At 68.9% G+C, this 23,630-nt stretch carries 23 protein-coding genes; 12 read left to right on the top strand and 11 right to left on the bottom strand.

Annotated features, from left to right (window positions below; all coding sequences use genetic code 11):
• From Acor_RS33435 to Acor_RS33425, 3 genes are all read right to left on the bottom strand, one after another.
• Positions 1-1,134 (bottom strand): TadA family conjugal transfer-associated ATPase (locus tag Acor_RS33435; protein WP_155340769.1); only part of this gene is annotated, 1,134 nt, incomplete at its 3' end.
• A gap of 351 nt (positions 1,135-1,485) precedes the next feature.
• Entirely contained in the window at positions 1,486-2,538 is a 1,053-nt protein-coding gene (gene ssd, locus Acor_RS33430; RefSeq protein ID WP_155340768.1) for a septum site-determining protein Ssd, read from the bottom strand.
• 823 nt (positions 2,539-3,361) lie between these two features.
• Positions 3,362-4,129 carry a Fic family protein gene (locus Acor_RS33425; RefSeq protein WP_174876232.1) on the bottom strand — a complete coding sequence of 256 codons (768 nt, stop codon included), beginning with the start codon at positions 4,127-4,129 and terminating at the stop codon, positions 3,362-3,364.
• Positions 4,130-4,328: 199 nt separating this feature from the next.
• Between Acor_RS33425 and acs the strand changes: the two genes are divergently transcribed.
• From acs to Acor_RS33390, 7 genes are all read left to right on the top strand, one after another.
• Positions 4,329-6,302: an acetate--CoA ligase gene (acs, locus tag Acor_RS33420; RefSeq protein WP_155340767.1), complete on the top strand. Its 1,974-nt coding sequence runs from the start codon at positions 4,329-4,331 to the stop codon at positions 6,300-6,302.
• Between the two features lie 113 nt (positions 6,303-6,415).
• Complete coding sequence (gene nhaA, locus Acor_RS33415; protein ID WP_155340766.1) at positions 6,416-7,603, top strand: Na+/H+ antiporter NhaA; 1,188 nt, start codon at positions 6,416-6,418, stop codon at positions 7,601-7,603.
• Positions 7,604-7,625: 22 nt separating this feature from the next.
• Complete coding sequence (locus Acor_RS33410) at positions 7,626-8,069, top strand: phage holin family protein (protein ID WP_155340765.1); 444 nt, start codon at positions 7,626-7,628, stop codon at positions 8,067-8,069.
• Position 8,070: 1 nt separating this feature from the next.
• Positions 8,071-8,997: an alpha/beta fold hydrolase gene (locus Acor_RS33405; RefSeq protein ID WP_155340764.1), complete on the top strand. Its 927-nt coding sequence runs from the start codon at positions 8,071-8,073 to the stop codon at positions 8,995-8,997.
• Complete coding sequence (locus Acor_RS33400) at positions 8,994-9,428, top strand: DUF309 domain-containing protein (RefSeq protein ID WP_155340763.1); 435 nt, start codon at positions 8,994-8,996, stop codon at positions 9,426-9,428. The genes Acor_RS33405 and Acor_RS33400 overlap by 4 nt, the downstream gene beginning before the upstream one ends.
• An 80-nt stretch (positions 9,429-9,508) precedes the next feature.
• Positions 9,509-11,098 (top strand): GmrSD restriction endonuclease domain-containing protein, encoded by a 1,590-nt coding sequence (locus tag Acor_RS33395; RefSeq protein WP_155340762.1) that lies wholly within the window; start codon positions 9,509-9,511, stop codon positions 11,096-11,098.
• Positions 11,095-12,282 carry a type II toxin-antitoxin system HipA family toxin gene (locus Acor_RS33390; protein ID WP_155340761.1) on the top strand — a complete coding sequence of 396 codons (1,188 nt, stop codon included), beginning with the start codon at positions 11,095-11,097 and terminating at the stop codon, positions 12,280-12,282. The genes Acor_RS33395 and Acor_RS33390 overlap by 4 nt, the downstream gene beginning before the upstream one ends.
• On the opposite strand, the gene Acor_RS33385 is transcribed toward Acor_RS33390, so the two are convergent.
• Positions 12,279-13,469 (bottom strand): MarP family serine protease, encoded by a 1,191-nt coding sequence (locus Acor_RS33385; protein WP_246239489.1) that lies wholly within the window; start codon positions 13,467-13,469, stop codon positions 12,279-12,281. The two genes, Acor_RS33390 and Acor_RS33385, sit on opposite strands and share 4 nt — an antisense overlap.
• 110 nt (positions 13,470-13,579) lie before the next feature.
• Between Acor_RS33385 and Acor_RS33380 the strand changes: the two genes are divergently transcribed.
• Entirely contained in the window at positions 13,580-14,125 is a 546-nt protein-coding gene (locus Acor_RS33380) for a HEAT repeat domain-containing protein (RefSeq protein WP_155340760.1), read from the top strand.
• On the opposite strand, the gene Acor_RS33375 is transcribed toward Acor_RS33380, so the two are convergent.
• The gene (locus Acor_RS33375; protein WP_155340759.1) at positions 14,075-14,713 is read right to left on the bottom strand and encodes an NUDIX hydrolase; all 639 of its coding nucleotides are present in this window, start codon (positions 14,711-14,713) and stop codon (positions 14,075-14,077) included. The genes Acor_RS33380 and Acor_RS33375 overlap by 51 nt on opposite strands.
• 47 nt (positions 14,714-14,760) lie before the next feature.
• Positions 14,761-15,465, bottom strand: a complete 705-nt coding sequence (nth, locus tag Acor_RS33370) for an endonuclease III (protein ID WP_155340758.1) — start codon at positions 15,463-15,465, stop codon at positions 14,761-14,763.
• A gap of 101 nt (positions 15,466-15,566) precedes the next feature.
• On the opposite strand from nth, the gene Acor_RS33365 reads away from it, so the two are divergent.
• Complete coding sequence (locus Acor_RS33365; RefSeq protein ID WP_246239486.1) at positions 15,567-16,247, top strand: Crp/Fnr family transcriptional regulator; 681 nt, start codon at positions 15,567-15,569, stop codon at positions 16,245-16,247.
• Here Acor_RS33365 and Acor_RS33360 read toward each other — a convergent pair.
• The 4 genes from Acor_RS33360 to Acor_RS33345 are packed head-to-tail and all read right to left on the bottom strand — an operon-like array spanning position 16,244 to position 18,482.
• Positions 16,244-17,026, bottom strand: a complete 783-nt coding sequence (locus Acor_RS33360) for an MBL fold metallo-hydrolase (RefSeq protein ID WP_155340756.1) — start codon at positions 17,024-17,026, stop codon at positions 16,244-16,246. The two genes, Acor_RS33365 and Acor_RS33360, sit on opposite strands and share 4 nt — an antisense overlap.
• Entirely contained in the window at positions 17,023-17,823 is an 801-nt protein-coding gene (locus tag Acor_RS33355) for an NUDIX hydrolase (RefSeq protein WP_155340755.1), read from the bottom strand. The genes Acor_RS33360 and Acor_RS33355 overlap by 4 nt, the downstream gene beginning before the upstream one ends.
• Positions 17,824-17,871: 48 nt before the next feature.
• A complete protein-coding gene (locus tag Acor_RS33350) occupies positions 17,872-18,330 on the bottom strand; it encodes a RidA family protein (protein ID WP_155340754.1) in 459 nt (152 codons plus the stop codon).
• Positions 18,327-18,482: a Sp36 family protein gene (locus Acor_RS33345; RefSeq protein ID WP_155340753.1), complete on the bottom strand. Its 156-nt coding sequence runs from the start codon at positions 18,480-18,482 to the stop codon at positions 18,327-18,329. The genes Acor_RS33350 and Acor_RS33345 overlap by 4 nt, the downstream gene beginning before the upstream one ends.
• Positions 18,483-18,583: 101 nt before the next feature.
• Between Acor_RS33345 and bagA the strand changes: the two genes are divergently transcribed.
• Both bagA and bagB read left to right on the top strand, forming a co-directional pair.
• Positions 18,584-19,564, top strand: coding sequence for an ATPase BagA (gene bagA / locus Acor_RS33340; RefSeq protein ID WP_155340752.1), 981 nt, complete (start codon positions 18,584-18,586; stop codon positions 19,562-19,564).
• Positions 19,561-20,706, top strand: coding sequence for an ATPase BagB (gene bagB / locus Acor_RS33335; RefSeq protein ID WP_155340751.1), 1,146 nt, complete (start codon positions 19,561-19,563; stop codon positions 20,704-20,706). The genes bagA and bagB overlap by 4 nt, the downstream gene beginning before the upstream one ends.
• A 20-nt stretch (positions 20,707-20,726) precedes the next feature.
• Here the strand turns inward: bagB and Acor_RS33330 are convergent, their stop codons facing one another.
• Positions 20,727-21,023 carry a WhiB family transcriptional regulator gene (locus Acor_RS33330; RefSeq protein ID WP_061296783.1) on the bottom strand — a complete coding sequence of 99 codons (297 nt, stop codon included), beginning with the start codon at positions 21,021-21,023 and terminating at the stop codon, positions 20,727-20,729.
• A 318-nt stretch (positions 21,024-21,341) separates the two neighbouring features.
• On the opposite strand from Acor_RS33330, the gene Acor_RS33325 reads away from it, so the two are divergent.
• Entirely contained in the window at positions 21,342-23,549 is a 2,208-nt protein-coding gene (locus Acor_RS33325; protein ID WP_246239484.1) for a transglycosylase domain-containing protein, read from the top strand.
• Positions 23,550-23,630 lie beyond the last annotated feature (81 nt).

Raw genomic sequence — 23,630 nt, 5'->3', positions numbered from 1 at the left:
GGGGAGGGCTGGGCCTGGTGTGGGGGTGGGGGTCGTGAAGGTCAGGGCGGGGGTGGCGGTGACGTAGCCGGTGGGGGTGCGGTGGAGGAGGCAGATTTCGGAGACTTGGCGGGTGCCGGTTCGGGGGTTTCGGGTGAGGTGGATTACGGCGTCGAGGGCGGCTGAGAGTTGGCTGTGGACGGCTTCTCTGGTGAGTCCTGCGGCGCAGGCGAGTGCTTCCAGGCGGGGTGGGACGTCGGCGGCGGTGTTGGCGTGGAGGGTGCCGCAGCCGCCCTCGTGGCCGGTGTTCAGGGCGGCCAGGAGATCAACTACCTCGGAGCCCCTTACCTCGCCTACGACGAGGCGGTCGGGGCGCATGCGGAGTGCTTGGCGGACGAGGTCCCGGAGGGTGACGCCGCCGACGCCTTCGAGGTTGGGTGGGCGGGCTTCGAGGCGGACCACGTGTGGGTGTCGGGGGCGGAGTTCGGCGGAGTCCTCGACGAGGAGGAGGCGTTCGCCGGGGGTGGCCAGGGAGAGCATGGCGGACAGGAGGGTGGTCTTGCCGGTTCCGGTGCCGCCGGTGATCAGGAAGGCGAGGCGGGCGGACATGATCGCGCGTAGGGCGGTGGCGGCGGGGCCGGGGACCAGTTCCTCCAGGGTGAAGGAGTGGCGCGGGGGGAGGCGGAGGGAGAGGCAGGTCGCTTCCGCGGCGATCGGCGGGAGGACGGCGTGTAGGCGCACTCCTCCGGCCAGGCGGGCGTCCACGTAGGGGGAAGCGTCATCAAGGCGGCGGCCCGCGGCGGCGGCCAGGCGTTGGGCCAGTCGGCGAACGTCGTCGTCGGACGGGAAGGTGACGGTGGTCCGGCGTAGACCGGTGCCGTCGTCGACCCACACCTCGTGCGGGCCGTTGACGAGTACGTCGGTTACTCCCGGAGCCGCCAGGAGCGCTTCCAGCGGGCCGGCGCCGATGAGATCGGCCCGGAGGGTACGGGCGATGGCCAGCACCTCGGCGTCGCCGAACATGGCACGCTCGGCGCGTAGCGCTGCCGCGACTCTCGCGGGGGTGGCTTCCTCGCCGGTTTTGGCAAGACGAACCCGGACCGCTTCCACAAGTTCGGGCGCGGCCTTGGACGCCCCAACCAGTTCGCTGGCCATCGGCGCGGTAGCTCGTCCTTGTGCAAGCTCGGGATCGCCCGATCGGGGAACAGCCCGGGAAGCGATGGGCGTCGGCCCAGCGGATGACGTCCTCATCGTGCCTGTCCTTGATGGCCTCGGGGCAAGACAAGCCTGTCGGGTGCCCTGGATCCGGCCTGGGACGCGCTCTCGCGTGACTGCCCAGACGGAACAACCGAGCCGACAACCTTCTCAGGTGCCCGAGATCCGGCGGCGGGCGAGCTCTCAGGTGGCTGCCCACACGGGACGACCGAGCCGACAAGCCTCTCCGGCGCCCGCGATCCGGCCCCGAGCGAGCTCTGGGATGGCTGCCCGTACGCAACCGTGGCGGGCCTAGTGGGCTTCGGCACGGGTGGCTCCGAGGGTGGCGAGGAGGGTTGTGCAGAACTTGCCGAGGGGGGTTCGGCCCAGGGGTGGGGCGAAGCCTCGGTCCAGGGCCTGGGTCAGGCCGCGTTGTTGGGGGCAGATGAGGCCGCCGGGGACGCCGAGGGAGGTGGCCACGACGTCGGGGGCGAGGGTGCCGGGGCGGATGACGGCGCGGAGGTCGCCGGTGTGGGGGCGGAGGGCGGCGAGGGTCTGGGCGGCGGCCAGGACGCCTCTGACGTCGGCGTGGATCAGGACGAGGGTGGCCGTCGCGCGGGCCAGTGCCTCGGCGATGGCTTCGTCGAGGTGTCGGGGCAGGTCGACGATGACGAGGTCGCAGCCGCGGCGGGCCGCGTCCAGGACGGCGCGCATGGCTTCGCGAGGGATGCGCATCGGTTCGCCGCGGTGCCAGGACAGGACGGCGAGTTCGCCGAAGGTGGGGAGCGCGCTCTGGAGGGCGCCGTAGCTGACCCGGCCTTCGCGGCCCACGATGTCGGGCCAGCGGGCGCCGATCGCGTCCTCCTCGCCCAGGACGACGTCGATGCCGCCGCCGAGGGGGTCGGCGTCCACCAGCAGCGTGCGCAGGCCGGCACGGGCGGCGGAAAGCGCCAGCGACGCGGCGAGCACGGTCGCTCCCGCGCCACCCTGGCCGCCGGTCACGCACACGACGGTCCCGGCTCGGGTGGACGGCTCCGCGGCTTCCGCGAATTCCGCGACCAGAAGGCGCTCCTCAGCCGGGAGTTCGAGCACGGTCTGGGCGCCCACCGCGACGCATCGCCGCCAACTGGAAGGATCTTCCCGGCTGCGGGTCACCAGCAGGACGTTCTGCCTGGCCGGCGGCCCAGTGGCGGCCAGTTCGTCGGCGAGGTCGGCGCCGACCACGATCAGCGGAGCCGTACGCCACTGGGGCCGGGCCCGTGAGGCGACATGCGCCACGTCGAGTTCGACCCCGGCCGCCGCTGCCACCCGCAGCAGATCGTCGAGCAGGTCCTGGTCGTCTGTGATGGCCAACGGCCGATGCATCGAGGTCTCCATCCCGTCGAGGGAGACCACCATGCGAGAAAACCCGTACCCCCCGAGCGACCGAACCCCGCACTGTGGATAACCCGCCCCCTGTGGAAAACCACGCGCGCGGGCATCACGACAATTGGTAACGATTTAGCATCGGGCCGACTTCTAAGTCCGACCGAGCGTGTGCGGTCGCGTCAAGAAAAAATGGCGACCCCCGCCGGGGGGGGAGAGCGGGGGTCGCCGACCGGTCCGGCTCCGGGGGGGTAGAGCCGGGCCGTTTCAGAAGAAAGCTTTCATCAGGCAACCAGGGCCTGGCAAGAGACTTGCATAGGTGCCCGGTACGCAGTCACTCCCACATTGGGAGATACCACCGTATGCTGCCCGATCCACGCGAGTTTCGTCGAGGAGCAATCTGCAATTTGCGCCAGATTTTTTCGCGGGGCCAAGCCGGTTGTCAGAAGTTCAATCGCTGTCAATCAATCACAGTCCGTGATCATTGCTCACTATACCGATCTATTGCCTCAACGGGTGACAAAACAGATCAGATGTCTCGAGGTCGTCATCCCCGGCTCAGTAAAGCTCTTGCTCCAAGGGGTTCCCAACTGCAGGAATCCGACGTAGAAAGGTGACACGGACCGAGTGTCCGGGTACGGCTTCCGGGTACCCACGCGCGACCAGCCGCGGGAGGCGTGTCGACACGGGCTTGCCCCGCTAGACAGATAAAGGTGCACGCTTGGTAACCCGGTATGACGTACTGGCGACGGCGTCCCATTCCAGGGACGCCGTCAGCTTTTGTCCGAATCCCCCGGCAGCCTGAGCCGCCCGGGTCACTTGGTCACCGCGACAGCGCCTCGCAGATCGCCGTCGTCTCACGGGCACCGAGCACGATCGCCCGCGCGCAGTGCCCCACCCACCCCCCAACCCCGTCCCTGGTCCCCCGCAGATACCCCCGAACCGCCTCCGCGTACCCGTCCCCCAGTTCCAGATGCCCGACCTCCACCACCACCAGGCTCTTCGGATCCAGCCCGTGCTCGATCAGCGTCAACCGCTCCGCCGCCCGGGCCACCACCCCGTCCGCCACCCCGAACGGCCGCAGCACCAGCAACTCCGCGTGCACGATCGCCCCCAGCACCACCGCCGGCGCCTTCGACGAGGCCAGCAGCTCGGCCAGGGCCCCCAGCCGCACCGCCACCTCCGCGGCCCCGGGCGCCGGCCCGATCCCCAGCGGATCCGCCGCCGTCTCGCCCCCGCGAGGCCGCCCGGGCTCCGCGGTCAGCCCGGCCGCCGCGACCGTGTGCAGCCGCGCCAGAGCCTGCCGTGGCGCCCCACGCCACAACGCCCCCAACCGCCCCAGTTCAGCGGAAACCCGCAGTGCCCCCTGCGCCACCGGATCGTCCACGTCGCCATGCCGGAGCGACCCCAGCGGCACCTCGACCCCTTCCAGCGCCGCGGAAGCCCGCGCCCCCCGCAAAGCCGACTCCGCCGACACTTCGGGACCGCGCCGCCGCAGCACCCGATGCCGGTAAAGCCGGTCGACAGCCTCCCGGGCCTCCTGCACGGCCTCCGGCACCATCTCGGCGACAACCGCCAGTGGATCAGTCACGCCCCGACCCTACCGACGCGTACGAACCATTCAACGATGACCTGCCACCGTTGACCGCATCCCAGTTTGACGCCCTGGCACATGGTCACATGTCATGAACAGCACGATGTGAGGGAGCTTGTCGCTGACCGCACCGGGCTGGTGAAGTGGACCTCACAAGTAGATCCAGATAAGAACAAACACGGTGAAGGAGTGCCTAGTGGCCCCCGAGACACCGGGTCGTGAGACCCAGGAGACGCTGTCGAACCTGCTGCGCGAGGACCGGCGGTTCGAGCCACCAGCCGACCTGGCCGCGGCCGCGAACGTCACGGCGGAGGCGTACGAGGAGGCGGCTCAGGACCGCCTGGCCTTCTGGGAGCGCGCCGCCGAACGGCTGACCTGGGAGCAGCGCTGGGAGACCGCGCTGGACTGGAAGCCGCCGTTCGCCAAGTGGTTCGTGGACGGCAAGCTGAACGTCGCCTACAACTGCGTGGACCGCCATGTCGAGGCCGGCCACGGGGACAAGGTCGCCTACTTCTGGGAGGGCGAGCCGGGCGACAGCCGTACCATCACCTACGCGGACCTGCAGAAAGAGGTCTCGAAGGCGGCGAACGCGCTAACCGAGCTGGGGGTCGGGAAGGGCGACCGGGTGGCCATCTACATGCCGATGATCCCGGAGCTGCCGGTGTCGTTGCTGGCCTGCGCGCGGATCGGGGCCATCCACTCGGTCGTGTTCGGCGGGTTCTCGGCGACGGCGCTGAAGAGCCGGATCGACGACGCGGACGCCAAACTGGTGATCACGGCGGACGGCGGTTTCCGGCGGGGCGCGCCGAGCGCGCTGAAGCCGACGGTGGACGAGGCGGTCGCGGACTGCCCGAGCATCGAGCACGTGCTGGTGGTCCGGCGGACCGGCCAGGAGGTGGCGCAGACCGACAAGGACGTCTGGTGGCACGACATCGTCGAGCGGCAGAGCGCCGAGCACACGCCGGTGGCGCACGACGCGGAGGACCCGCTGTTCATCCTGTACACCAGCGGGACGACCGGGAAGCCGAAGGGCATTCTTCACACGACCGGCGGATACCTCACCCAGTCCGCCTGGACGCATCACGCCGTCTTCGACCTCAAGCCGGAATCCGACATCTACTGGTGCACGGCCGACATCGGCTGGGTGACCGGCCACTCCTACATCGTGTACGGCCCGCTCGCCAACGGCGCGACCAGCGTCATCTACGAGGGCACTCCGGACACCCCGCACCGCGGCCGGTTCTGGGAGATCATCCAGAAGTACCGCGTAACCATCCTCTACACCGCGCCCACCGCGATCCGTACCTTCATGAAGTGGGGTGACGACATCCCCGCCAAGTTCGACATGTCGTCCCTGCGCGTCCTCGGCTCGGTCGGCGAGCCGATCAACCCGGAGGCGTACGTCTGGTATCGCGAGCACATCGGCGGCGACCGCACCCCCGTGGTGGACACCTGGTGGCAGACCGAGACCGGCGCGATCATGATCAGCCCGCTGCCGGGGGTCACGGCGGCCAAGCCTGGCGCGGCCATGAAGCCGCTGCCGGGCATCGTCGCGGACGTGGTCGACGACCAGGCCCAGTCGGTGCCCAACGGCGGCGGCGGTTTCCTGGTGGTACGGGAGCCCTGGCCGTCGATGCTCCGCACGATCTGGGGCGACGACCAGCGCTACATCGACACCTACTGGTCCCGGTTCGAAGGGTTCTACTTCCCCGGGGACGGCGCGAAGAAGGACGAGGACGGCGATCTCTGGCTGCTCGGCCGGGTGGACGACGTCATGCTCGTCTCCGGGCACAACATCTCGACCACCGAGGTGGAGAGCGCGCTGGTCAGCCACCCGAAGGTGGCCGAGGCCGCGGTGGTCGGCGCGACCGACCCGGTGACCACGCAGGCGATCGTGTCGTTCGTGATCCTGCGCGGCGCGGCCGAGGAGGGCGAGGACATCGCCAAGGAGCTGCGCGACCACGTCTCCAAGACGCTCGGCCCGATCGCGAAGCCGCGCCAGATCCTGATCGTCCCCGAACTGCCGAAGACCCGCTCCGGCAAGATCATGCGGCGGCTGCTGCGTGACGTGGCGGAGAACCGGAGCATCGGCGACGTCACCACCCTGGCGGACAGCTCGGTGATGAAGCTGATCTCCGAGAAGCTGCCCAGCGCGGCCAGCGAAGACTGATTTGTCCTGAAATGCCGGGCGCGGGTGCATTTGTGCACCCGCGCCTTATTTGTCCCATCGGCGATTGTGTACAGTCAGGTACGAACCGTGACGTAGAGCAACCGAGGGGGGACATGCCGCGCGCCGCCGAGTTGTGGCCGTTGCGGCCGACCGTCCGGTACGCACGCCAGATCGCCGAGGCGTTGCGAGCCGAAACGATCGGCGGCGTGATCATGCTAATCGCTACTGGATTCGCCCTGATCTGGGCGAACTCCGCCTGGACCAACGGCTATCTGGCCCTCCGGGACGCGGTCCCCGGCCCATTCGGCTTCTCGCTGTACGAATGGTCAGCCAACGGCCTCCTGACGATCTTCTTCTTCGTCGCGGGACTGGAGGTCAAGCACGAGTTCACGCACGGCGAGCTCTCCCGCCGCAAGGACGCGGTCCTGCCGATCGTCGCCGCCGTCTGCGGCATGGTCGTCCCGGCCCTGCTCTTCGTGGCCATCGCCTGGGGCGCCGACGGGGTCAGCCGGGGCTGGGCCATCCCCACCGCGACCGACATCGCGTTCGCGCTCGCCGTCCTCGCGGTCACCGCCTCGACCCTGCCGGACGCCCTGCGCGCCTTCCTGCTCACCCTCGCCGTCGTCGACGACCTGGGCGCGATCACCGTGATCGCCGTCTTCTTCACCGACCAGCTGCGCCTCATCTCCCTGATCGCCGCGGGCGTGGTGTTCGCCATCTACTGGCTGCTGATGCGGGCCGGCGTCCGGTCGCCCCTGGTCTTCATCGTGCTCGGCGTCGCCGCCTGGGTCCTGATGCACGAGAGCGGCGTGCACGCCACCGTCGCCGGCATCGTCTGCGGCCTGCTCACCAGCGTCAGGGGCGACCCGTCCCCGGCCGAACGCGCCGACTTCTACCTCCGGCCGATCTCCGCCGGGTTCTGCGTGCCGGTCTTCGCGTTCTTCGCGGCCGGAGTGCCGCTGACCATCCAGGCGCTCGGCTCCGTCTTCGTGGATCGGGTCGCCATCGCGGTGATGATCGCCCTGGTGCTGGGCAAGTTCCTGGGAGTGTTCGGAGGCGCCTGGTTGTCGGTGCGGCTGGGATTCGCAAGGATCAGTACGGAGCTGGACTGGCGTGACATCGCGGCCGTGTCGGTATTGGCTGGAATCGGGTTCACGGTCTCCCTGCTCATCGGCGACAAAGCGTTCCCCGGCGACGCGCGGATCACCACGGCCGTGCTGATCGCCAGCGTGGTCGCGTCCGCGCTGGCGGCGGCGCTGCTGCGGCTGCGGGTGCGCGTCCAGGCGCGAGATGATGTTTGATAGTCGCAGATAGGAGATCCCGATGCCCGAGGACGAATCGCTCGGTGCGCTGGTCGCCCAGGCGAGCAACCACATATCCACGCTCATGCGGTCCGAGATCGAACTGGCCAAGTCGGAGCTCAAGTTCGACGCGCGCCGGATCGGGACCGCCGCGGGGCTGTTCGCCGCCGCCGCGTTCATTCTGCATTTGTGCCTGATCCTGGCGTCTTTCACCATCGCGTACGTGCTGGTGGACGTGGTGGGGCTGGCGCAGTGGCTGGCGTTCCTGATCGTCACCGTGTTCTATCTGGTGCTCGCGGGGGGGCTCGGTTTCGTCGGTTACCGGCGGTTGAAGGGGCTGGCGGGCTTCCGCCGTACCAGGAGGTCGTTCCAGACGCTGAAGGGCTCCGAGGCGGCCGAGCTGGCCCCGCCGACCGCGGGCGAGGTCGGCGCGCGGCGCGAGTCGATGCCCGAGACCGTGCGTTGAGGTGAAACCGTCCAGGGACGAGTCGCTGGTCCTGGTCGAAGGGCCGTGGAACCACAGGACCGTGCACGCCGGGGGCACCCGCTTCCACATCGTGGAGGCGGGCGAGGGGCCGCTGGTCCTGCTGCTGCACGGGTTCCCGCAGTTCTGGTGGACCTGGCGGCACCAGCTGGAGTCCCTGCCGGCGGCCGGTTACCGTGCCGTCGCGGTGGATCTGCGGGGGTACGGCGCGAGCGACAAGCCCCCGCGCGGCTACGACCTGCGGACCCTGGCCGGCGACGCCGCCGGGCTGATCCGCTCGCTCGGCGAGACCGGCGCGATCGTGGTCGGCCACGACTGGGGCGGCCTGCTGGCCTGGACGATGGGCGTGCACGACCCCAAGGTGCTGCGCCGCCTGGTCGCCGTCTCCGCCCCGCACCCGCTCCGGCTCCGCTCCGCCCTGCTGACCGACCCGTTCGGCCAGCTGCGGGCCAGCGGCTACAGCCTCGGGTTCCAGCTCCCGGTGCTGCCGGAACGCCGCCTGGTCGCCCATGACGGCTCCCGGGTGGGCCGCCTGCTGGACGACTGGTCGGGCCCGGACTGGCCCACCGAGGAAGTAGCCCGGAAATATCGGGACGTGTTCCAGATCCCGGGGACCGCGCACTGCGCCCTGGAATACCACCGCTGGTTCGCCAGATCCCAGTTCCGCCCGGACGGCCTGCGTTTCGCCCGCCAGATGCGCACCCGGATCGAGGCCCCCACCCTGCAACTGCACGGCTCACTCGACACCTGCATCCTGCCCAGAACCGCCCAGGGCTCCAGCCGCTACGTCGCGGCCCCCTACCAGTGGCGGCTGATCGAGGGCGCCGGCCACTTCCCGCACGAGGAACTCCCCGCCCAGTTCGACGCCGAGCTGACCTCCTGGCTCGCCGACCCGGAACCGGACCGATGACCCCCCGCGACCGCGACGAATCCGGCCGGGCCCGCAGTGCCCGCCCCCGAGACCAGTACGGCCGCCCCCTCCCCCGCGGCGCCCAGGGCACCCCCCGCGTCCCCGACGACTACGCCCCCAGCGCCGAGGAGGCCATCCGCGAAGCCGCCCTCCTCCTCGCCGCCGACCGCCCCTTCCACGCCCACGAGGTCTTCGAGGGCCGCTGGAAATGCTGCCCCCCGGAAGAGCGCGACCTCTGGCAGGGCCTGGCCCAGATCTGCGTCGGCCTCACCCACCTCCAACGCGACAACCCCCGCGGCGCCGCAGCCCTCCTCGAACGCGGCCGAGCCAGAATCCGCCTGTACGGCTCCCGCCCCGCCTACGGCATGAACATCGAATCAATCATCACCGCCGCCACCATCGAAGCCCTCCACGCGGCCCTGCCCCAATAGCCGCGCCGCCGCGCGCTGAACTGGATGAATGAGAGATCCTTTCCGGCATACGATGGCGCGCGTGCGTGAAGGGAGGCGGAATGGCCACGGTAACCCGGCCCAGAGTCGAGCAGACAAGGCCAAGCCAACTCGTGGACTGGGTCCTGGCCGGGCGCGTCCGCATCCCCGCTTTCCAACGCTCCTTCCGGTGGGAACGCGACGACGTCATCAAGCTCTTCGACAGCGTCCTGCGCGGATTCCCCATCGGCAATCTGCTCATGTGGCAGCGTCCTGCGGCACCGGCCACGCTTGAGGTCGGCCCACTGGTCATCAACGCGCCAGAAACCCCCGACGCGCTCTGGATCGTGGACGGACAACAGCGAATCACCAGCCTGGTGGGTGCTCTAACGGCACCGCCCGACACCGTCGACCCCCGGTTCCGTATCTTCTACGACCCGGCCAACGACGAGTTCGCTTCGGCGAGCCGGCGAGATCGTATTCCTGACGACTGGCTGCCGGTTCCGGTCGCACTCAGTAACGTACGCCTGCTCGCCTGGCAGCGGGAACGCCCATGGCTGTCCGAGGACGAATCAGTCCGATGCGATTCTGTGGTCACCGCGATCCGGAATTACGCCATTCCGATGTACGTGGTCGAGAGCAACGACGAGAAGGCCATCCAAACAATCTTCGACCGCACCAACGACTCCGGTAAACGACTGACCAGGTCTGAAATCTTCGGCGCGTTGCACACGCTCTCCGTTCAGATGGAGCCCTCAGGCCTTGCCGCGCTGGCAGCCTCGGTTCGGGGGTTCGGCTTCGGTGAAATCCCCGAGCGAGTGCTGGTGGAGTCGGTTCTGGCAGTTCGCGGAGGGCGGATCGACTTCAGTGAAGAGTCCAAGGATGACGCCGAGCGGCACGCGGCGCTCAGGAAGACCGAACAGGCGCTGGGCACTGCGGTGGAGTTCCTTCGCGATGTCGCCGGAATTCCACATGTCCGACTATTGCCCCACATGCTGTTCCTGGTAATCATCGCCCGGTTCTCGGCTGTTTTCGGTGCTCCGGAGGGGCGAGCGGCCGAGTTGTTGCGACGCTGGGTGTGGCGGGGCTCGGTGACGGGTTTCGCCCCGCACGGCGACACGGAGGCCCTGCGGCAGAACGAACTGGCGATCAACGACGACCCGGTCGCCGGCGCCGGCCGTCTCCTCGACCTCCTCCAGGGCGGTGAATGGGCTGCCGATCTGAAGGCAGTACAAATCGATATGGCACAGGCTAAGGTGAATCTCCTCGGCCTGCTGTCCCGCCGCCCCCGCGGGCTTGCCGACATCAGCGATGGCATCATCGATGCCCACACGCTAATGGAAAGCGGGAGAAATCCCCTGCCCCGGATCTCACCACTCGACGGAAATTTGACTGACACTCTCGCCAACCGCTTCGTACAGCTACCGGATTCCCCATCCGATTCACTCTCACTGCTGATGAATTCCGGTTCCTTTCCGCAATGGGAACGAACACTCCACAGTCACGTCATCGACGAGCCGGGCGTAAATCTGTGGCGGGCCGGCCGCTACGACGAATTCTTCACCAGACGAGCGGCACAGATCCGGGAGTTGATCGAAGGGCACGTACAGGAGAACGCGCTGTTCGGTTTCAGGGACGGACCCGGACTCCCTCAGCTGGGTGGCGACGAATGAAGAAACCCACCTCCGCGCGTGTCCTGCTGAACGAACGCGAAGTCGGCCGGCTCACTCAGCGGGCCGGCCGGGTCTCGTTCAGGTACACCGATCGTGCCGCCGATCGCCCGGTACTCGGCCTGCGCTACGAGTACGAGCCGCTGACCACCGAGAAGGGCATGGGCGGCGGGGTGCCCATCTGGTTCGCCAATCTCCTGCCGGAGAAGGGGTCCGGCCTTCGTCGAATGATCATCACTCAATTGGGCGTGCCGTGGATCAATGACTTCCACCTGCTGACCCACCTCGGCGAAGACCTTCCCGGCGCGGTCATAGTGCGCCCTGACGGCCCCGACACAGACGAGCCCGATATCGAGCACGCACCGACCGTCCCGGCCGCCAGGAAGCTGAGCTTCTCCCTGTCCGGCATGCAGGTCAAGCTGTCCATGGCGCGGCATGGCGACGGATTCGCGTACGAGGGCGTCGGCGGCGACTGGATCGTGAAGTTCCCCAGCGGGCGGCTGCGCTCGCTTCCTGAGAACGAACACGCGATCATGACCTGGCTCAAGCTGGCGGGCGTGGACGTACCCGAGCACCGCCTGGTGGCGCCCGCCGACCTGAAGAACATTCCCGCGGGACTCATCGAACCGAGCGAGCGAGCATTCGCCATCAAACGATTCGACCGGGAGGCCGGTGCCCGGATTCACCAGGAGGACTTCGCCCAGATCTTCGGTCTGCTCCCGCAGGAGAAGGATCGAGGCCACGCCGAGGACATCGGCCAGGTGATCCAGCGCGAGTGCCCGCAGGACCTCGGTGAGTTCGTCCGGCGGGTGACCGCATGCGTCATCGTCGGCAACACCGACGAGCACATGAAGAACTGGTCGCTCCGATACCTGGACGGAAGAGCGCCCCGGCTCTCGCCCGCGTACGACATCGTCTGCGTCACCGCGTACGAACTGTTCAGGTCCGACACCCTGACCTTGTCGCTCGACGGGCAGCAGGACACGCGCTATCTGACCGTGGATCACTTCCGAAGGTTCGCGGAAACCATCGGCGCAGACCCGGAAGTGGTCGCGGAGACCGTCCGCGCCACCGTGGCCGCGTTGGCCGACTCATGGGCAGAGATCTCCGCCAATTGTCCCGTCCCTGATTTCGTGTCGGCGCACATCGATGCGAGGCTGCGAACGCTTCCGCTCGTCAGGGCCTAGTCGCAGGTCTGGGTGTCCACTCGGGCGATGGCGGCGCTGCCGTCTTCTGCGTCGGTGCGGACCTCGTCGGCGGTCAAGGCGTAGCCGGTGTCTTCCTGGTCGGTGGCGGCGGCGAAGATGACGCCGTAGACGCGGCCTTCGGGGGTGAGCAGGGGGCCGCCGGAGTTGCCGGGCTGGACGACGCCGCGGATGGCGTAGACCTCGCGGTCGACCTTGTGGTCGTTGTAGATGTCGGAGGATTCCGCGTGCTGTTTGACGCGGATGCGGGCGGGTTTGATGGTGAAGCCGTGGCCCTTCGGGAAGCCGGCGATGATCGCGTCGTCCTTGGTTTCCGCGGTCGTGTCGAAGCGGAGGGCGGTGACGTCGAGGGAGGCGACGTAGAGGATGGCGATGTCGCGGTCGGGGTTGAACAGGACCACGCGGGCGTCGTGGACGGCGCCGGTGTAGTCGGTGACCCTGAGCTCCTGGGTGACGCCCTGGACGACGTGGGCGTTGGTCATGATGCGGTGCGGGGCGTAGACGAAGCCGGTGCCTTCGATGCGCTTCTTGCAGTCGGGGGCGGTGCCCTGGACCTTCACGATGGCGCGCCGGGCGCGGGCGATCGTGGGGTCCTTGATGATGCTCTCGTCGGGGGCGGGCACGTCCACGAAGCGGCTGCCGCCGATCGCGCTGAACACTTCCGGAAAGTCGGAGGCGTCGACGAAGTCCCGGAATCGCCGGGTGAGGTCTTTGGCGGCCTGCGGCATCGCCGAGTCGACGGACTTGAGCAGCAGCGAGTCGTTGATCTGCTGGCGCGGTAACGACAGGCTGGTGGAGATCATCAGCGAGCCGATCAGCCAGGCGAACACCAGCACCGTGATCCCGCTGGCCAGTGAGCCGCCGAAGGAGTCCGCGGTCCTGGCCGAATCCCAGGTCACGTGGCTGCGGACGACCGCGCCGATGGTGGAGGAGGCGAACTGCCCGACGGTCGCGCAGAGGAACACGATCACGATCGCCAGCAGCGCCTTCTCGGTGTCGCCGCCGACCAGGGCGCCCGCGATCGGCGGGGCGATGAAGATACCGACGAGCGCGCCCCCGCAGAACCCCACGAAGCTGAACACTCCGATGATGAAGCCCTGCCGATAGCCGGACACGGCGAACGCCAGCACCAGGCCAATCAGGATGAGATCGAGCACGTCGCCTTGCACGCCTGAATTACACCCCTATCGACCCTGAGCCCGGTGCCCCCCTTTACGGTATCCAGCGCCACCCGCGCGCGTGCACGTGTTCCCCGAGGTCTCCCCTATATCGTGACGTCATGGGGGCACCAGTTGATCATCTGATCCAGGCCGCACTAGCCGACGAGGATCCGGACGGGCCGAGCCGCTGGCAGGCCATCGCCGCCCTGCAGCAGCGCGGCGACCTGGAGACCTTCACCGCGGCCCGGCGGCTCTGTGCGGCCGCGACGTCCGCCGAGCGGGTGCTCGGCGTCGACATTCTCGGGGAACTCGGGCGTGATCGCCCGTTCACCGACAAGACCATCCCGGTGCTGCGCTATCTGGCGGCCAGCGAGGACGACACCCGGGTGCTGTACTCGGTGCTGATCGCCTTCGGCCACCTGCGCGACCCGCGCGCCCTCCCTTCGGTGATCGAACTCTCCACCCACGCCGAGGCCACCGTCCGGTACGGCGCCGCCTACGCGCTGCCCAACCTCCTGGGCCGCCCCGCCGACCCGGCCGGCCTGGCCGCCCTGCGCCGCCTGGCGCGGGACCAGGACGAGGACGTGGCCGACTGGGCGTCGCTGGGGATCTCGCTAACGAGCGGCCATGCTGACGACGTCAGGCGGCAGGTCCTCGACCCGTGAGGTGTCCCAGGGGAGCGCGAAGCCGCCTGCGGTGAGCAGGCCGTCCAGCACGCCGGCGGTGAATCCCCAGACGAGCAGGCCGCGGACCCGGAACGCGGGCCCGGCGAAGCCGCTGGGGTGGCGGAGTTTGAGCCGGTTGGCGGGGTCGACGAGTTCGGCGATGGGGACGCGTTCGACGGAGGCGACCTCGTCGGGTGAGGCGGCGTGCACCACGCACGGGGTGTGCCACCAGCCCAGCACGGGGGTGACGCGGTAGTTGCTGCGCCAGACGTACAGCTCGGGCATGGTGCCGACGACGGTGACGCCGGTGGGGTCGAGGCCGGTCTCCTCGGCCGACTCGCGGAGGGCGGCCTCGATCGGGCCCGCGTCCTGGGGTTCCAGGCCGCCGCCGGGGAAGGCCGGCTGGCCGGCGTGGTTGCGGCCGTTGGAGCTGCGCTGGATCAGCAGCACGTCCGGGCCGAGCGGTCCTTCGCCGAACAGCGCCAGCACCGCGGCGGGGCGTCCGCCTTCGGCCGGTGGGCGTAATCCCATCGGAACCGGTGTCGTGCTGGTCGCTAATCCCGTGAGCCACTCCGGCGTTTCGTTCATGCCACCTCCCCCGGGTATCAACCCTCGGGCCGTCCCAGAGCTTCCCGCTAGGAGAACGGACCGGTCTTGACTAGTTTGCGTGCTTCGACCGGGTCGGTGGGGCCGGCGCCGTACGACGGGCAGAGGGCGGTCAGCGGGCAGGCCCCGCAGGCCGGTTTGCGGGCGTTGCAGATGCGGCGGCCGTGCCAGATGATCCGGTGCGAGAACACCGTCCACTGGGCTTTGGGGATCAGTGTGCCGACCTCGTGCTCGATCTTGACGGGGTCGGTCTCGTCCAGCCAGCCGAAGCGGCGGGTGAGGCGCTGGAAGTGGGTGTCGACGGTCAGGCCGGGCACGCCGAACGCGTTGCCGAGGACCACGTTGGCGGTCTTGCGGCCGACGCCTGGCAGGGTGACCAGGTCCTTGAGTTTGCCGGGGACCTCGCCGCCGTACCGGTCGCAGAGGGCTTGGGCCATGCCCAGGATGCTGTTGGTCTTGGCGCGGAAGAAGCCGGTGGATTTGATGATCTGTTCCACCTCGTCGCGGTCAGCGGCGGCATAGTCGGCCGCTGTCCGATACTTTGCAAAAAGTACCGGAGTAACCATATTTACCCTTTTGTCCGTACACTGCGCCGAGAGGATCGTCGCGACCAGGAGTTCCAGCGGGTCGGCGAAGTCGAGTTCGCAGTGGGCGTCAGGATATGTTTCCGCCAAGATGCGGTTGATCCGCCGGGCACGGCGTACGAGGGCGAGCCGGGACTCCTTCTGGGGCACCCCGTAAGCCTACGCGGATGCCGTAGGTCACAATGGCTAGCACGGAGATCCCCGGGGACCTCCGCAAACCCGACGAGTGCGACCATGGCAAGGGAGGCACCGTGAGCACTGAAGACGTACTGAGCAGGGCGCCCCTTTTCGCCGCGCTGGATCGGGAGAGCGCCGCGGCTCTGCGGACGAGTATCGCCGAGGTGTCCCTGACCAAGGGTCAGACGCTGTTCAGCGAGAACGACACCGGCTCCACCCTCTACGTGGTGCTGGAAGGCAAGATCAAGCTGGCCAGGACCGCGCCGGACGGCCGGGAGAACCTGCTCAGCGTGCTCGGCCCGAGCGAGATGTTCGGCGAGCTCTCCCTGTTCGACCCCCGGCCGCGTACGGCTTCCGCCATCGCCCTCACCGACGTCAAGCTGGCCGGCCTCGGCCACGACGACCTGCGGCCCTGGCTGACCGGCCGCCCCGAGGTGGCCCTGCACCTGCTCCGCGCCCTGGCCCAGCGGCTGCGCCGGACCAACGACGTGCTGGCCGACCTGGTCTTCACCGACGTCCCCGGCCGGGTGGCCAAGGCCCTGCTCGACCTGGCGGACCGGTTCGGCCAGAAGGTCGAGGACGGCGTGCGCGTGCACCACGACCTCACCCAGGAGGAGCTGGCCCAGCTGGTCGGGGCCTCCCGGGAGACCGTCAACAAGGCGCTGGCCGACTTCGCCGGCCGCGGCTGGCTGCGGATCGAGGCCAAGGCTGTCGTGATCATGGACATCGAGCGGCTGTACAACCGCTCCCGTTAGCGGTTCTTGAGGTAGTTGAGCTGGGCGGCCACCGACATCTCGGCGGCCGGCCAGAGGCTGCGGTCCACATCGGTGTAGACCATCGCCACGATCTCCGGCACGTCCTTCGCGCCCGCGCGGATGGCCTCGCTGATCTGGTCGAGGCGACGGCGGCGGTGCGTGAGGTACTCGTCGAGCACGCCGATCGGGTCGGGGAGCATCGGGCCGTGGCCGGGCAGCAGGGTCCGCGCGTCGGCGAGTTCGGCGGCGGCGCGGAGCCGGTCCAGGCTGCGGAGGTAGTCGGCGAGGTCGCCGTCGGGGGCGATCACGGTGGTGCCCCGGCCGAGGATGGTGTCGCCGGTGAGCAGCGCGCCGTCGGCGGGCAGCCAGAAGCAGAGCGAGTCGTGCGAGTGGCCGGGCGTGCCGATGACCCGGAGTTCCAGGTCGCCGAGGGTGATCACGTCGCCGTCGCCGAGGCCCTCCGCGCCCAGGCGGTGCCGCTGGTCGAGCGCGCGGACCGGCGCCCGGGTCAGCTCGGCGAACCTGGCCGCGCCGCCGCTGTGGTCGGGATGTCCGTGGGTGAGCAGGATGGTGGCCACCCGTCGTTCGCCCAGAAGGTCGGCGACCCGCCGCAGATGGCCCTCGTCGTCCGGCCCCGGATCCACGACCAGCACGGTCTCACCCTGGCCGATCACCCACGTGTTCGTGCCGTCCAGCGTCATCGGGGACGCGTTGGGGGCCAGCACGTTGCGGGCGTTCGCCGTCCCGGACCCGTCGATCGGCAGGTAGAGGCCGCTCATCCGGACACATCCAGCCGCATCTCGCCGTCGACCTCCACCACCCGGGGCATAACAGTGACAATCTTCCGATCGTTTGCGAAAACCGCAGCGATCGCCTCAAAACCCGCCATTTCCCTCAGCGTATGTAAAGTCGGCGGCAACATCGCGATTTCTCCCGATTTCGCGAGATCCAATGCCTCCTGCGGGCGCATCCACGCCACCGAATCCGCCTCCCCGCCGACATCCCTCGTCCGCTGCCCGTACGGCAACGCCGCCACGAAGAACCGCGTGTCGAACCGCCGGTATTCCACCTCCGGCGTGATCCAGTGCCCCCACGGTTTGAGCAGATCCGACCGCAGCACCAGACCCTTGCCGTTCAGGAAGTCCACGAACGACAGCGAGCGATCGATCAACGCCTCCCGCTCGGCGTCCCACCCGGTGGTGTCGGCCGCGATGGTGTCCTCCGTAGGGCCCGCCAGCAGCACCCCGGACTCCTCGAAGGTCTCCCGGACAGCGGCGCACACCAGCCCCCTGGCGGTCTTCTCCTCCGCCCGCAGCAGCTCCCCCCATTCGGCCGGAGAAGGCCCCGCCCAGGCCACCGCATGACTATCGTCCCGCGGATCCACCGAGCCGCCGGGAAACACGTACGCGCCCGCCGCGAAGGCCATCGTGGCCTTGCGGCGGAGCAGGTACACCTCCAGCGGATCGTCCCGCAGGACGATCACCGTGGCCGCGTCCCTGGCGGCCACCGGGGCGAGCCGACCGGCGAGGATGGCGCGGGCGCGTTCCCCGAACTCGCCCGGCAATGGAATCCCCATCGGCTCTCCCCTCGGTTTCAGCAGTCTCGCCGACGCCGGACCCCGAGATCAACGCACCTGGACGATGACTTCCACTTCCACCGGCGCGTTCCTGGGCAGCACGGCCACGCCCACGGCGCTGCGGGCATGCCGCCCGGCCTCGCCCAGCACCTCGCCGAGCAGGTTGCTCGCGCCGTCCACCACGACCGGCTGGTCGGTGAAGTCCGGCGTGCTGGCCACGAACGCGACCACCTTCACGATCCGCACCACGGCCGACAGGTCGTCCACCACCGAGGCGATCGCGGCCAGCGCGTTCAGCGCGCAGATCCGGGCCAGCTCGACGGCCTGCTCGGTGGAGACCTCGCCGCCGACCTTGCCGGTGGCGGGCAGCTGCCCGTTCACCATCGGCAGCTGCCCGGAGGTGAACACGTAGTCACCGGTCCGGACGGCGGGCACGTACGCCGCCAGCGGCGCCACCACCGCCGGCAGCGTCAAGCCCAGCTCGGCCAGCCGCTGCTCCGGCGTCACGCCTTGGCCCGCTTCATGTACGCGACGAGCTGCTCGGGGTTCGGCCCGGGAATGACGGCCACCAGCTCCCAGCCGTCCTCGCCCCAGTTGTCCAGAATCTGCTTGGTCGCGTGCGTCAGCAGCGGCACGGTCACGTACTCCCACTTGGTCATGCGGCCAAGGCTATCGAGACGCGCACCATTCCTTTACCGGGAACACCCGACAGGGTTCCCTGCGGCGAATCAGAAATTAACCGTTGGGTAGCCTTCGAGATGTGAGTTCTCGCGACACCGACTGGGATGGGGTCCGTCTCCACGTCGTCACCGGCAAAGGTGGCACGGGGAAGACCACCGTCGCCGCCGCCCTGGCCCTGGCGCTCGCCGCCGGCGGCCGGAAGGTGCTCCTGGTCGAGGTGGAGGGCCGGCAGGGGATCGCCCAGGTGTTCGATCTGCCGCCGTTGCCGTACGAGGAACGGAAGATCGCCGTCGCCCCCGGCGGCGGTGACGTGTTCGCGCTGGCCATCGATCCAGAAGAGGCCATGCTCGACTACCTGGACATGTTCTACGGGCTCAAGCGGATGGGCAAGACGCTCACCAAGATGGGCGTGGTCGACTTCGCCACCACCATCGCGCCCGGCATGCGCGACGTCCTGGTCACCGGGAAGACCAGCGAGGCGGTCCGGCGCAAGACCAAGGCCGGGCGGCGGGTGTACGACGCGGTGGTGATGGACGCGCCGCCCACCGGGCGGATCGCCCGCTTCCTCAACGTCACCCAGGAGGTGGCCGGGCTGGCCCGGGTCGGGCCGGTGAAGGCGCACGCCGACATGGTCCGCAGCGTGATGGGCTCGCCGGAGACGGCCGTGCACTTCGTCACGCTGCTGGAGGAGATGCCGGTTCAGGAGACGCTGGACGGCATGGCCGAACTGCGCTCCGTCAAGCTGCCGGTCGGCGGGATCTTCGTGAACATGGTGCGGAGCACCGACCCGGCGCTGATCGGCGAGGTCGACCACGCCGAGCTCGCGCTCGGGCTCAAGGCGGCCGGGCTGACCGACGGCAAGGACGCCACCGCCATCGCGGAGGCGCTGGCGCGGGAGGTGGCCGAGCACGCCAGCCGTACCGGCCTGGAGCGGCGCGAGCTGGAGGAGCTGGTCAAGACCGGGGCCCGCCGGTATGAGCTGCCGTTCCTCGCCGACGGCGCCGACCTGGCCGGGCTGTACGAACTGGCCGAGGCGATCAGAAGCCAAGGCGCGGCATGACGAGCGGAAAGAGAGCCGTGAAAGCCCCCCAGCTGGACCTGGACGCCATCCTGGACGACCCGAACACCCGGATCGTGGTGTGCTGCGGCTCCGGCGGCGTCGGCAAGACCACCACGGCCGCCGCGCTCGGCCTGCGCGCCGCCGAACGCGGCCGCAACGTGGTCGTGCTCACCGTCGACCCGGCCAGGCGGCTGGCCCAGTCGATGGGCCTGAACTCGCTCGACAACACCCCGCGCCGGATCACCGAGGTCGACGGCGACGGCCAGCTGCACGCCATGATGCTCGACATGAAGCGCACCTTCGACGAGATCATCGAGGCGCACGCGGACCCGGAGCGGGCCCAGCAGATCCTGACGAACCCCTTCTACCAGTCGCTGTCGTCCAGCTTCTCCGGCACCCAGGAGTACATGGCGATGGAGAAACTGGGGCAGCTGCGCCGCTCCGGCGACTGGGATCTGATCATCGTCGACACCCCGCCGTCCCGGTCCGCGCTGGACTTCCTGGACGCGCCGGAACGCCTCGGCCGGTTCCTGGACGGGCGGCTCATCCGCATCCTGATGGCCCCCGCCAAAGCCGGGGGCCGGAGCGCGTTCAAAATCCTCAACGCCGGATTCGGCCTGATCGCCGGAGCGCTCACCAAAGTGCTCGGCGCCCAGGTGCTCAAGGACATCCAGACGTTCGTGGGCGCTCTGGACGCGCTGTTCGGAGGTTTCCGGCAGCGCGCCGAGCAGACCTACCGGCTGCTCCAGCAGCCGGGCACCGCATTCGTCGTCGTCGCCACGCCGGAACGGGACGCGATGCGGGAAGCCTCGTACTTCGTGGAGCGGCTGGCCGAGGAGCGGATGCCCCTGGCCGGCCTGGTGGTCAACCGTGTGCACCGCTCCCCGGCTCCGGCCCTGTCCGCGGCACGGAGCACCGCCGCCGCGGAGGACCTGGAGTCTCGTGGCGAGCATGAACTGACCGCCGCCGTGCTTCGCCTGCACGCCGGACGGATGCAGCTCGCCGCCCGCGAGCACCGGGAACAGGAACACTTCACCTCGGCCCACCCCACAGTGCCGATTTCCCAGGTGCCCGCGATGTCAGAGGATGTTCACGATCTGGCTGGTCTGCGCCAGATCGGAGAACTCCTCACCGCTCGTTAGAGCGCCGCGTTCAGAGCGCCTCAGCCTGCGATCAGCTCGTTGGTGCGCTCGTACTCTTCTTTGGCCAACTCCAGCAGGTCGCGCCATGAGTCGACATCCGGACGACGCCGCAGTAGCGCGCGCCGTTCCCGCTCGGTCATTCCGCCCCATACCCCGAACTCGATGCGATTGTCCAGCGCATCGGCGAGGCATTCGGTACGGACAGGGCACCCTCGACAGATCAGCTTCGCCCGGTTCTGTGCGGCGCCCTGTACGAACAGGGCGTCAGGATCCGCACCTCGACAGGCGGCACGGGAGGTCCAATCCGTGATCCACATTTCGACCCCACTCCCCTTAGGTGGTCAGTCGTGACTTCTGGGGCCGACGGGCGCGGTCGCCGAGCCTCCTTATTCAGTTGCCGCAGAGGAGAACGTACGCAACGAGCCTGTCGGAGTGACAGACCCGCAGGGACCAAATTTACGACCTAAGGATGTCCGGGAATGACTAGTCATCCCCGCGCGGGGTAATGCCGGGTGGTGGTTTTGGTACCGATTGACTCCCTGATTCGACGTACCCTTGGCTTTGTGCAAGGACAAGGCAAAGCTCAGCCATCGGGGGCGCGCCCGCGCCGGGTCGGCCGCCAGATCGCGAACCTCGTGCGACTGCTCGCCGCCGCGTGCGCCGGAGGCGTGCTCGTCGCGGCCATAGCGTTGCCCGCCGTCGGCGGGGCCGGCATCAGCGCCAAGTCCGGCGTCGCGGCGCTCCGGATCGAGGCGGAGGAGCTCAACGAGCCTCCGCTCCCGGAGAAGACCCGGCTGCTGGACTCCTCCGGCCGCCAGATCGCCCAGTTCTACTTCGAGAACCGCGAATCGGTGCCGCTCACCAAGATCGCCCCGATCATGCAGCAGGCGATCGTCGCGATCGAGGACTTCCGCTTCAAGGAGCACGGCGCCCTCGACGTCGAAGGCACCATCCGCGCCTTCACCAAGAACTTCTTCGGCGGCGGCGTCGTCCAGGGCGGCTCCTCGATCACCCAGCAGTACGTCAAGCTGGTCATCTTCAACTCGGCCGAGACCGAGGAGGACCAGCTCAAGGCCATCGAGGCGACCTACGGGCGCAAGCTCAACGAGATCCGCTACGCGATGGCGATCGAGAACAAGTACTCCAAGGACGAGATCCTCAACCGGTACCTGAACATCTCCTACTTCGGGGCCAGCGCGTACGGCATCGAGGCCGCCGCCAAGCGGTTCTTCGACAAGCACGCCTCCGAACTGGACCTCTCCGAGGCGGCCACGCTGGCCGGCGCCGTGCAGAACCCCAGCGCGACCGACCCGAACCGGGGCAAGGAGTTCCGCGCCGCCCTGCTCTCCCGCCGCAACGTGGTGCTCGACCGGATGGCCCAGCTGAAGATCATCACTCCGGTGGAGGCCGCCGCGGGCAAGGCGGAGAAGCTCGGCTACAAGGGCGAGAAGATCCCCGGCGGCTGCGAGGAGAGCGAGTTCCCGTACTTCTGCATGTACGTGCAGCAGGACATACTCAACAACAAGGAATTCGGCAAGACCGCCAAAGCCCGCGCCGAATTCCTCAACCGGGGCGGGCTGACCATCCGCACCACCCTCAACCGGGACATGCAGAAGGCCGCCGACAAGGCGATCAAGAACTGGGTCTTCCCGTCCGACAAGCAGGTCGCCGCGCAGGCCATGGTCGAACCCGGCACCGGCGCGATCCGGGCGCTGGCCGCCAGCCGCAAGTTCGGCGACAACAAGAAGAAGAACGAGATCAGCTACAACCTGGCCGCCGACGGGCTGCACGGCGGCGGCAGCGGCTTCCAGGCCGGCTCGACCTTCAAGGTGTTCACCCTGGTCACCGCCCTGGACGAGGGCATGAGGCTGGGCGACGGGTTCGGCACGGGAGCCGCCTACACGATCCCGGAGAACAGCCGGACGCCGTTCCGCGACTGCAAGGGCCTGCGCTCCGGCGAGCCGCACGAGGTGCGCAACTCCAGTGAGGGCGGCGGCGGCTTCAAGACGCTGGAGACCGGGACCTGGGGTTCGGTCAACACCTTCTTCATGAAGCTGGAAGAGCACGTCGGGCTCTGCAAGGTCGTCAAGATGGCCAGCAAGCTGGGCATCCAGCGGGCGGACGGGACCAAGCTCCGCGAGGTGCCGACGTTCACGCTCGGCGTCAACGAGATGGACCCGGTGACGGTCGCCAACGCGTACGCCACGATCGGGGCCCGGGGCAAGTACTGCGCGCCCATGGTGATCACCGAGATCGTGGACCGGAACGGGAAGGCGACGCCGTACGAGCCGGACTGCAAGCAGGTGCTGGAGGAGAAGGTCGCGGACGCGGCCAGCCACATCCTGTCCGGCGTCTTCACCAAGGGCACCATGTCCGGGGTCGGCGGCATCGGCCGGGACGCGGCGGGCAAGACCGGCACCACCGACGGCTACACCGCCGCCTGGTTCGCCGGCTACACCCCCGACCTCTCCTCGGCGATCAGCATCGGCGACCCCCGCGGCGCCTTCCGCTACGACCTCACCAACGTCGTGATCGGCGACCGCCCCTACGGCTACGTGTACGGCTCCTCCATCGCCGGCGAGATCTGGAAGCAGTCCATGATGGCCGCACTCAAGAAGGTCGAGCCCACCAACTTCGTCAACATCGACATGTCCGAGTTCGGCGGCTGCTCACCCGGTTTCTGCGCCCCCAAGCCCAAGCCGAAGCCTGACGGCGACGGAAACGGCCCCGGCGGAGACGACCGCGGCCCCGGCGGCGGCGGAGACGGCCCCGGCGGAGACAACGGCGGCCCCGGCGGTGGCGGTGGCGACGACCCCGACGTGGTCGTCCCCATCAACCGCTGACCAAACGAAAAGGGCCCTCCTGGCGCGGGAGGGCCCTTTTCCGTCGGTACGGCTCAGCCCTTGGGCCCTTCCGTCGGTACG

Source organism: Acrocarpospora corrugata (assembly GCF_009687845.1).
In the GTDB taxonomy this organism is placed as follows: domain Bacteria; phylum Actinomycetota; class Actinomycetes; order Streptosporangiales; family Streptosporangiaceae; genus Acrocarpospora; species Acrocarpospora corrugata.
This window is presented reverse-complemented; position numbering and strand designations above follow the sequence as displayed.